At 33.0% G+C, this 10466-nt stretch carries 13 protein-coding genes and 1 pseudogene; 8 read left to right on the forward strand and 6 right to left on the reverse strand.

The window, feature by feature from the left end:
• From DMP16_RS05410 to DMP16_RS05420, 3 genes and pseudogenes are all read left to right on the forward strand, one after another.
• Positions 1-466 (forward strand): annotated as a pseudogene (locus tag DMP16_RS05410) (NAD-dependent dehydratase); the annotation flags it as partial.
• 80 nt (positions 467-546) lie between these two features.
• Positions 547-1080, forward strand: a complete 534-nt coding sequence (locus DMP16_RS05415) for a hypothetical protein (protein ID WP_231961115.1) — start codon at positions 547-549, stop codon at positions 1078-1080.
• Between the two features lie 70 nt (positions 1081-1150).
• Positions 1151-1918: a winged helix-turn-helix transcriptional regulator gene (locus DMP16_RS05420; protein ID WP_069284702.1), complete on the forward strand. Its 768-nt coding sequence runs from the start codon at positions 1151-1153 to the stop codon at positions 1916-1918.
• A 16-nt stretch (positions 1919-1934) separates the two neighbouring features.
• Here the strand turns inward: DMP16_RS05420 and DMP16_RS05425 are convergent, their stop codons facing one another.
• Positions 1935-2240, reverse strand: coding sequence for a hypothetical protein (locus tag DMP16_RS05425; RefSeq protein ID WP_069283731.1), 306 nt, complete (start codon positions 2238-2240; stop codon positions 1935-1937).
• Positions 2241-2368: 128 nt separating this feature from the next.
• A complete protein-coding gene (gene zfx1, locus DMP16_RS05430) occupies positions 2369-2683 on the reverse strand; it encodes a zinc-containing ferredoxin Zfx1 (protein ID WP_069283733.1) in 315 nt (104 codons plus the stop codon).
• A 157-nt stretch (positions 2684-2840) separates the two neighbouring features.
• Between zfx1 and DMP16_RS05435 the strand changes: the two genes are divergently transcribed.
• The 3 genes from DMP16_RS05435 to DMP16_RS05445 all read left to right on the forward strand — a co-directional run bounded on the left by DMP16_RS05435 (position 2841) and on the right by DMP16_RS05445 (position 4847).
• Positions 2841-3227: a helix-turn-helix domain-containing protein gene (locus tag DMP16_RS05435; RefSeq protein WP_069283734.1), complete on the forward strand. Its 387-nt coding sequence runs from the start codon at positions 2841-2843 to the stop codon at positions 3225-3227.
• 8 nt (positions 3228-3235) lie between these two features.
• A complete protein-coding gene (locus DMP16_RS05440) occupies positions 3236-3829 on the forward strand; it encodes a hypothetical protein (protein ID WP_069284703.1) in 594 nt (197 codons plus the stop codon).
• A gap of 169 nt (positions 3830-3998) precedes the next feature.
• Positions 3999-4847, forward strand: coding sequence for a DUF929 domain-containing protein (locus tag DMP16_RS05445; protein WP_069283736.1), 849 nt, complete (start codon positions 3999-4001; stop codon positions 4845-4847).
• A 144-nt stretch (positions 4848-4991) separates the two neighbouring features.
• On the opposite strand, the gene DMP16_RS05450 is transcribed toward DMP16_RS05445, so the two are convergent.
• Together DMP16_RS05450 and DMP16_RS05455 are read right to left on the reverse strand one after the other, a co-directional pair.
• Positions 4992-5978 (reverse strand): hypothetical protein, encoded by a 987-nt coding sequence (locus DMP16_RS05450; protein WP_069283738.1) that lies wholly within the window; start codon positions 5976-5978, stop codon positions 4992-4994.
• 14 nt (positions 5979-5992) lie between these two features.
• Positions 5993-7090, reverse strand: a complete 1098-nt coding sequence (locus DMP16_RS05455; RefSeq protein WP_069283740.1) for a VIT1/CCC1 transporter family protein — start codon at positions 7088-7090, stop codon at positions 5993-5995.
• 239 nt (positions 7091-7329) lie between these two features.
• On the opposite strand from DMP16_RS05455, the gene DMP16_RS05460 reads away from it, so the two are divergent.
• Together DMP16_RS05460 and DMP16_RS05465 are read left to right on the forward strand one after the other, a co-directional pair.
• Positions 7330-7623 carry a hypothetical protein gene (locus tag DMP16_RS05460; protein ID WP_069283741.1) on the forward strand — a complete coding sequence of 98 codons (294 nt, stop codon included), beginning with the start codon at positions 7330-7332 and terminating at the stop codon, positions 7621-7623.
• 137 nt (positions 7624-7760) lie between these two features.
• Positions 7761-8303 (forward strand): hypothetical protein, encoded by a 543-nt coding sequence (locus DMP16_RS05465; protein WP_083216381.1) that lies wholly within the window; start codon positions 7761-7763, stop codon positions 8301-8303.
• Here DMP16_RS05465 and DMP16_RS05470 read toward each other — a convergent pair.
• The gene (locus DMP16_RS05470; protein WP_069283743.1) at positions 8300-9535 is read right to left on the reverse strand and encodes an NAD(P)/FAD-dependent oxidoreductase; all 1236 of its coding nucleotides are present in this window, start codon (positions 9533-9535) and stop codon (positions 8300-8302) included. The two genes, DMP16_RS05465 and DMP16_RS05470, sit on opposite strands and share 4 nt — an antisense overlap.
• Positions 9536-9573: 38 nt before the next feature.
• Positions 9574-10466, reverse strand: an 893-nt coding sequence (locus DMP16_RS05475) for an MFS transporter (RefSeq protein ID WP_143576955.1), incomplete at its 5' end; no start/stop codon positions are given.

Genomic DNA, 10466 nt, shown 5'->3' on the forward strand with positions numbered 1-10466 from the left:
TACAGTGGTAAATAGGTATTGTGTGGAAGCAGTATTAGGCTTGCCTTTAACACCTTATGGTAAGGGAGGACAAACAAGAGGGTTCATATCACTAGAAGACAGTATGCAAGCATTAACATTATTACTAGAAAATCCACCCAAACAAGGAGAGTACAGAGTAGTGAATCAAATTCATGAAGTTTATAGTGTTATGCAAATCGCGCAAATGGTTAAGGAAGTAGGTGAGTCACTAGGGATGAAGATTAATATACAAAACGTTAAGAATCCAAGGATAGAGAAGGAAGAACATTACTATAATGTTGAAACTAATATTTTGCCATCATTAGGTTTTAGACCTAAGAAGAAGATGAAGGATGAGATAAAGTTTATAATTGAGGATTTAATTCCGTTCAAGAGTAGGTTGGAAAATTTCAAACGTGTTGTAATGCCTAAGACTGATTGGAGGAAAGGTAGAGAGAATAAGTGATACTAATTTCAAATTGAGATTTTAACTATTAGGAATTTTTTGATAAATATATTTAAACTTGTAGTATCACTTATAGTTCGTTGGAAAGTAGTCTAAAGAGAAGATTAGGCTACGTTATTAGGTATGAGGACATAGAATATGAGATAGTCTCTAAGAACTATACGCTGGAAGTGAAGATGCCAAGCAACGGAAAGTTAGGGCAAATACTTCATGATTACTTACAGTCCTATCTAATAGAAGGAAAAGCAAGAAAAAATGATTCTTACGATCCATTTAATTATAATTTGAATAATGCTGTAAAAATATTATCTGACTTAACCAGTAAGTCGAGATTCTCTTACTGTGATAAAAGAGTGGAAAGAATTTATGGCGTAAGGGTTACTGGTCAAGCAGATCTATGCTCTGATGAAATCGTAGTAGAAGTTAAAAGTAACTCTGACCTAAAGAAAGTGGACTTAATTCAAGCATTAATTTACACCTTCCTTTATGAGAAAGACGTAATACTTTTCTTATATGGAATATATTCTGGAGATTATACTATAATTAGAGTGCCATTTAATCAAAGAAACTTAAACTCTTTATTAGAAGGGATCAAAAAGCTGACTGATAAATAAGAAATATTGTATAAACTTTTAAAGCATGTTTGTAAGAAAAGGATATAAAACATTAATGAGATATATAATTATGGATTCGATAGATAAAGGCATATTGAAAATACTGCTGAAGGACGCTAGAACTCCTCAGAGGAGAATAGCAATGATATTAGGGATTTCTCCACCAGCCGTAAGTTATAGAATGGAGAGACTGTTTGGAGAAGTTATAAAAAGATTTGTATTATACGTAAATCCTAACTTTTTAGGGAGATATCACGGATACGTTTCATTTAGTAACATTAATGACTGGGAAGGTGACTACATAGCTAAGATTGAATGCCTTGAGGAGTTAAATGTTTATGAAATAGACGCTAAGAACAGAGTTGAATTAGAAGATAAGATAAGTAAGATGAGCGAAAAATTAGGCGAGCCTAGAATGATATACGTTCCTACGCAGATGCCCTACAGTCCATCTAAGTTCGATCTAAAATTATTGAGCATCTTGAAAGAGAAGCCATTGATTAAACCTATAGAACTGGCTGAGGAGTTAGGAGTTTCCTCTAAAACTGTTAGAAGACATCTAAGATATTTATTTGGAAAGAGATATGTCAGATTAATACCAATAATAGATTTAAATAAATCTGGACTGTCAATTTTTGCAGTATTTACTAAAAAAACTGATGATGCCAAAAGATTTTTCGGTAAGTATATGTTCACTGAGGTTGAAGATGAGAAAGCTGGAATAATAGTAAACGTTGTGGACAGCATTGAGGAAGCTAGGGATCTAACGATAAAGTTTAGAAAAGAATTTGATAAAGAAGCAGAAGTCATGATATCAACAAAATATGATTTTACTTGACCTTAATGAGAAAAAATTAGAACTTATATACCTTCTTCCTATAATATTTGTTACCCTTTTGTCCTACATTTTTGGACTTTAATGTCTCGTACTCCTTTATTCTGGCTAGAGCCTCTTTTACGTTACTAACACCCTTCAACATCTCAGCTAAACCTCTTTCTCCTATATAATTTAACCAAGATACTATATGACCTTCCTTCAAATGCCATTCGACACAAGCAGAATCTGTCTTTCCTATTCTCTCCATTTCAGCTTCTAATTCCTTTACATCATGTGCTATGCCCACTACTTTATCATATGACTTGAAATAGAATGGCTCCATGAATAGTGAATTTAGCAATTATACTTTATAAAATAAACATCTCGATATTACACAATTACCTAATATAATTAGAGACCTAGACTTTCTATAACTAAAAAAAGGAAAAGATGTAAAAAGAAACTTCCTTGTTATGGTGGTTTAACATCTATTGCTGCTACTGGACAAACGTTTACACACGCCATACAAAATATACATGCTTGTTCATTGACTGGATCAGCTTTTTTCTCTGAAGCTGGATGGCCTGGAGTATCAAACCATTGGAATACGTTAACTGGGCATGCAGTAATACACGAGCCGTCTGCTATACATAAATCAAAATCCACTCCCACTATCGTTCCATGTATACCTAATTTTCCTGGAGGTTCTACTGGACCATATACCTTATGCCCAGAGTGTTCCTCTACGACCTGCCTACTTGTTCGGTAGTTTGGGTCTATTCCCATTTTCTCACCAATTATTCATATGCAATACTAAGATAATTAATACTTCCCCTAAACTGTTCGGGAGATTTTAAAAGATTTTTCATAATTTTACTATATTTAAGACAATATATAAATCACTATGATAACACTTAAATTAGGAAAATGAGATAATATAGCTATGAATCTCAGAGACAAAATATTAGCTTTTCTATACCATCATGGTGAGTCTACTATTGACGAGATAGTTAAATCATTGAAGGACGAAGACAAGTATGAAATAGATGCAACTTTAAAACATCTAGAGAAGGAAGGATATGTTATAAAGAGGGATAAAGGAATATTCTTTAAAAAAACTGTTTATGACCTAACTGCGGGAGGGTTGGAAGAAGCCAAGAAAATTTATGATAATTTACAGAATAAGGCTAATGAAATCAAAAATATGATTGCTAATGGTGAACTCGACCCGTCACAAATACCTGAGGAGTATTTAGATATTTTACCATTACTTATTTCAATGTCGTTAATCGAAATGATGTTATTAGAAGACCTCACTCTATGGTGGTAATTGATAAAATGAAATTAAAGGTAAAGACATTAGAAGATCTATTTATACCTCCCTTGCGAGAATTCTCCTACTTATGTGATGGGACACTTTCTGAAGTTAAATGTAAAGGAATTGAGATATATAGGGATGAAGATTTTATCTCTTTTAATATAAATGACATCCTAAGTTCACTAAGCTTACAGGCTCTAGTAAGGATGAAAACTAGAGGAAGAAAAAGAGATAGATGGCTTAATTACATTAATAAATACAAAATTGAACTAGAGCCTAAAGAGTTTTCATTAATACTCAAACTAGGAGCTTTATTTACACTTTACGTTGATGGGTACGAAATTGATGGAACTCAAGGCGATGTGGTAATAAAGGAATTTAGAGTCACTGGTACAGGGTCTAATGTAGAACATATCATCAAAGTACTTAAAGAGATGACGCCAAGGCTAATTATACATGAAATCAAACAAAACATATGGTATATGATAACAGCATATAAGGTTCCTTATATTGACAATCAATTAAAAAAGTTAGACAAACTATTTCTAAATTCTGATCGTCTTGAATGCAAAGAATTAAACGAAGACTTAGATATGAGGATCTGTAGGATATAGGAATATACTAAGAATTTATGGTGAAATTCGTAAATCAGCGGTTATATCATTTCATCTTTCAAAACTCGGCAAACTCATCATTATTTCTATAAATTGTAGTATCATATAAAAAATATTTCATCATGAACTTCGCAAAACAAATATATTCTTAAGCTTATCATGTATATTAATGGCTAAGCCAAAACAAAAGAAAAGTAAGCAGAAAAAAGAGAGTAACCTACTATATATTCCGTTTGCTGTTTTAATAGCCGTGATTGTAATTTTAGTAGTATTTCCCTATATTCATTCATCTAAAAATTCGGTTCCAGTAGCTAATGCTAACACTCCATTATTTAATATATATAAAGTCAGTAATCAAAATTTTGCAGGAAACAACTCAGTTCAAATATATTTCATAAGTTGGTACGGATGTCCCAATGGAGCAACTTCTTCCTGGCCCTTGTATTTAGCGTTAGAACACTTTGGCAACGTTAGTGTAAAGACTAACTATTCAATTTACGAGAGTAGTTTAGGGGCCAGAATACCTGGATTGATATTTACAAATTACACGCCATATAATAATACCAAAATATTACCAGTTTACTTTCATCCAATTTACATATATGGTAATTATCTAAATGAGACAACAAATGATACACCAATACCAACTAATGATATTGTAAGCTTTGGATTACAAGAACTTAAAGAACTAGCCCCATCGTGGGTTTATAATTTGACCGTATTTTACGAAATAAATAGCACTTATAACATAAATGGGAATATGATAAACGTAGTTAATGCAGGTAATCCTCCTCATATTGTAACACTTATAATAATCAGTGGCCCAGGGGGAACTTGGGTGGACATAGGGTATCCAAACAATATTTCTCCTACACAGTTAGCCGATCTAAATTCTACACTGCTATATCAATATATTACAGGAAAATCAGCACCATCGGGAATTTATGCAAATGTTTATAAATCAATATATGACTCTTATCAGATGTTATATAACACAATACGTGAAGCAATGTTATGAATGTGGTCCTACTATAAATAATAAGGATTTTATTAATTTTGTTAAGGAAAAATTTTATACATTTTTCTGATTTCCTCCCCGTCCTTAAGGTTTAAGGCTATCCCCACCTTGTAAATATGCTTAACTAAAAACTATTTCTACTTTTTAAGGCATAAACACTTTAGAATATTGATTCTCTTTCACGATCTTTAGTGACTTTAAAGACTTAGGACAATCTTCACATCTATCTAACTGAGGCATTTTCTTATTACCTATAATAATAATTTTTTTAAATCTATTAGCATAATTATTTACTATATTGTCTATCAAAACGTTATTTAAAATAACTGGTAATGCTTCAATTTCATGAAACATAGATGATTTAAATAAATAGGAATTTCTCCAACATTCTTGGATAGAGTTATTGCAGTCGAAAACCTTGTTCTTAGGCCATATAATTGAAGGTATTAATAGTACATCACCATCATCTATTTTGGAAGTTCGTCTATCTTTCCCAAAACTTTCTAAGAAATCGAATATTAAATTCATATAATGTCTTCCTAATTTTTCATCGTACATTTTATCCTTATCGTACTCCTCATGAAAATATTTGTTAAACCACACATAAGCATCTATTATTTCGTTTCTTTTAGGCATTATTGGATCAAGGAAGATAAAGTTAGTTATAGAAGATAATAGAGGATTTGCAACAATCACTCTACCTTGTAGTTCAGCTTTTACCTCCTCTAACCCTTCCTTGAAATAATTATAGCTCATTAATGGATCAGCTGCTATACCAGGCGTATACCCCTCTTCCGTACCAGGTACAGAGTATTGAACGAATCTATATACGTCATAAAATTGATTATTAGGATACCACTCTTTAAATTTGGGTAATCCGTCGCTCTTCCTTTCGTTTAACTCTTCTAATATTTTTGAAAAGGCTTCCATTGGATCCTTGTATTCCCCATCAAGATAACCATAAGGTATGAATATAGGTTCACCCCATTTAGGATCAGCATATTTTAATCCATATCCTCTAATTATATCAGGTAAATAAGAGTCTAAAATAGTCTTTATCGCCATCTTCATGTTTATATGAAGGTGATCTATGTGATGTACAACCTTAACCTTTTTACCAAATAATGGCATAGAGAACAATAGAATTAACTAAAATTTAAAGCTTTAGAGATTCGTAATATTATATAGTAATGAGGTAAAAACTTAGATGCTAGATACCCTAAGCCATGTGTAGCTAAAGCAGCTAGTAAGGCTAATATTGTCATTTGTAAACCTTTCTTAAAAGGTTTAACTCCGCTTAATAATCCTATAACTGATCCCACCACAAATGTAGCTAAGCCGGCTATAACATAAGACGAAATAACCCCGGCTAAGCCAGAAAGACCTACAATATAAGGTATAACTGGTATTATAGCACCAGTAATGTATGACGCCCCTGTTATTAAAGCACTCTTGATAGGGTTATCTTTGACTTTAGGATATAAAATGTCCTCTGCAACATCTACCAAAGAAGGAGAAACTTTCTTCGCTATATTTCTATTTATACCCAATTCTGTGAAGAAATTTATTAGCTTTAGCTCAATTTGACGCTGATCAACAATTTTCTCTAGTTCTAACTTTTTACGTTCTTGTTCCTTAACGTCTTTCTCTGATTTAGTAGATAAGTAAGCTCCTATTGACATTGATAATGTCCCCGAAGCTCCTATTATTAAACCTCCTACCGCAACGAAGATAGGAGAAGAAATCGCTCCAGACAATCCAGAAACTGCTGCTAAAACTTCAACTAAACCATCACTTATCCCATATACAAAATCACCAACATTTTTAGCCTCAACATTTCCTAGAACCTTTTCATGAACAGCCTCATCTAACATTATTGATTCTAATCTAGATTTCTCTTCCTCAAATTCCTTCATTTCTGCTAATTTTTTATATTTCTCCACGTCATCTTCTTCCCCAGCTTCTAGAAGCATTATAGTCAAATTGGTACCTAGCAATCTTCTTATAATAGAGTAAAAACCTATCTTTAGTTTGTCAACAAATGATAGCCCTTTAGTCCTTAGTCCTCTCTTATCAGCAATTTCCTTCCAGAACTCAGAGTGAGATCTTTCCATTTCAGAAAGTTTTGTTAAGGTTCTTCTTAACTTATCATCCTTTTCGATTCTAGCCAATTTCCTATAAACCTCGTAATCAAACATCTCTTCCTTATAGTTCTTTAATATAAGACTGTCCAATCGTTGCATTTCATTATAGATATAGTCTTTCTCCCATATAAGACTAACTTATAATAACTTCTAGTTAGTATTCACTATAAGTTGATCATAACTAAGGCTTTTTATCTGACAATCATTTTATAATAGTATAATACAATTTTCTGAAATTATCAATGGTTCAGCAATGAATAACGCTGTATCTAACCCATAAGAAGCTGTTAAATTATGGAAACACAAAAAATATGAGCAAATTTTTCAATTAAAATCTTATGAGCTTACTAGATAAAGCTAAAAGATTAAAACAATTGGGAGACGAATATGAAGAGCTATTAAATAATGTATTAAACGAACTTTTCAAACTAATACCCACATGTTTAGCGTTAAATATCGATGATTCTTTATTGCCAGTTTTTGCAGTCTCAGGGTTAAAGACTAAAGGAATTTTAGCCTTTCCTTACAAGTGTGAAGGAAAAGTAGGATACATAGTAATAGGAGAGGATGGTAAAGTATACTTTGAGGATTTAGACGATAATACAGTTAAGGAGATAGCCTACATTGGTTAGGATATATCGTGTTATTTCACAATAACCTTACATCTATAATAACTCTCGAAACTTTTTGCTGTTATACTAAAAATCAAACCTTATATGAAGTCCAACTGGTATAAAGGTTTAAATAAAATGGATTATAAAGTGATTTGATGAATTTTAACCTCAAATATATTACTTTCATAGCTCCTTTAGTGCTGTGGTGGATTCCACTATTAGGTCCGTTTCTTACTGGACTATTATTTAGTTACTACTTCAAAACCAACTATAGATACTCGATAATTATTAGCGCAGTTTACTCTATTATGCTTTCTCTTCTAACCTCATTTATATTAATTAATTTTATAAAAATTAGCTTTATTAATAGCTTATTTCATGGTGTTGTTATATTATTCAACATAATTGGTAGCTTAATATGCGTAATCACATCCTACTTATCCAGTAAACATGGAAGTTTTACTAAGATAAAAGGAGATTCAATTGAAACTGAATTTATTATAAGTAACATGAATCAACTAGATGAAATGCTCTCCCATTACGTAGACATTAGGACTTGCAATAAACCAAATATAAAGTTCATAGACGAGTCTCACCTAGAAGTAACCAGAGAGTGCAGTAACATTAGAATAACCTATGATATAACAAAAATGGGTAAAGAGCTAAGAGTAAGGGCAAAATTCAAAAATATGCTCTAAATTCTACTTAATACTTCAGTTATAGCCTCAATATAAGATGGATGAGGAGCTACGAAATCTTTTAGCTCGTTTACACTCATATTAAACCTGATCATAAGGGAAATTAGAGAAATAACCTCTTCAGCATCCTTCATAAACGCTTGAGCACCAACAATCCTATCGTTTTCTACACAAATCTTAAGTATACCATCAGTCTCCTTTTCCACTATTGCCCTTCCCAAGTTCGACAAGGAGAATTTAACGCATTGCCCCTCCATCCTTCCTACATAGGCGATTGTTGGATGAGTGTAAACCACTTTAGGAATACCTAGAGTATTGAATACCTTTCTCTCTCCCACAATATTTAAAGCAGCTATTTTTCCTGCATAGGAAGCTTCATGAGCAGTATGAGTACCTATTATATCCCCAGCGGCAAATACATTACTCAAACTTGTCCTCAAATATTCATCAACTTGTATGAAAGGGTTATGCTTAATCTCTTCGAAGCCATCAATAGATGGTTTTCTCCCGAAAGTCATATAAACTACATCAGCTGTTAACCGCTCGCCATTGTCTAATATTACCTCGTTTTCCTTCATCTCTTTGACAATCCTGCCTAAATACAATTTCACTCCTATTCTGGAGAAATAATTAGTTATCGTATTACTAATGTCTTTATCCAGATAAGGTAAAAGAGAATTTTGCTTATCTATCAAAAATACCTCCTTCCCAATTTTCCTCAATAACCATCCAAACTCTATACCACCTACGTCTCCTCCTACCAAAATTACACTGTTGAAATCCCTATCCAAATAAGGTAAATCCTCAGAATAAATAATTCCTCTAGTCCTTTCTCTATAAGTACCAGTAGCTATAATTATATAATCTGGATTTAATGATTCATTATTGACGTTTAATACTCCCGACCTAAGAGAAGCATTTCCATGAACAACCTCTACGCCATTATCTTCCAGCAAATATTCTACACCTTTAGAAATTCTTGAAGAGGCTTCCTTACCTAACTTCTTCAGTTCATCAAGGCTAAAGGAGACGTCTCTCTTACCGACTTTTTCCATTGAGGTTAATAGGTGAATAGGGTTAAGCATGGCCTTAGATGGGATACAACCATATAATACACAAGTTCCGCCTAGTCTATCCTCTTTCTCTACCAAAGTAACCTTATGACCTCTCTTAGCTAGTTCAAGGGAAGCGGATACTCCAGCTGGACCAGATCCTATAACTCCTATTCTCATAGTAATATTAGCTCGAAAAGAAAAATAATAATCTTTCTTCAGCCTAACGATACTTTATAGGTCTCAGGACCTACAGCCAAACTTATTAACGCTATCAGATTGCCTAAAGCGAATATTATTGTAGCTGAATTAAATGGGCTCATAAACTGAGAAAGTGCAGAAACTAGTAATGGAGCCCAACCGGCTATTATATATGCTCCATTATAAGCAGTCCCTATGCCTAATGCTCTAGCATATGTCTTGAATCTCTCTGATAGAAAAGCCGGTGTTATAGCTGACGGCAGGTTGACTAAAAATCCAAATAATAATGTTAGGTAAAGTAAATTTCTATAGACAGGCAAGAAATGATAGAAAATAACTCCTCCAATAATTGATAAAACTATTCCTAAAATTCCCATTTTTTTCCTTCCAATAAAGTCAGAAAATAGTCCAGAAATTAGCATGGAGGCTATTCCTATCAGATTCATATATATGACAAGATAGCCATAATATGAAGGAGATAACTTCATAACTTGCCCAAAAATTGTGGGAACTAGCTGCGGACCAGCATATATTGCTAACCAAAATCCTATCATAACTAGTAGTGGCTGAGGTAACTGTCTTAAGCCTCTGAGTGGGTTTATATCATGCTTTATATTAGCCCACACGCTAGGCTCAGACATTTTAAACCTTATTAGAACAGCTAGTATTGCTGGTATTACACCAATAATGAAAATTAATTTCCAGTAGAATGAAATGAAATCCCTCCCTGTCGTAGAAGCTAAATATGTGAAAAGACTATCTACGCCTACGAAACCAATTAACACCCCAGACTGCATAAGACCAGAGAAAATACCCCTATAGGAATTTATACTCTCCATTACTATCGTGAAGCTACCTGCTACGTCTCCTCCTATAAATATACCTTGAAGAAATCTCAATAATGATAAAA

Source organism: Sulfolobus sp. B1 (genome assembly GCF_007050195.1).
Classification (GTDB): domain Archaea; phylum Thermoproteota; class Thermoprotei_A; order Sulfolobales; family Sulfolobaceae; genus Saccharolobus.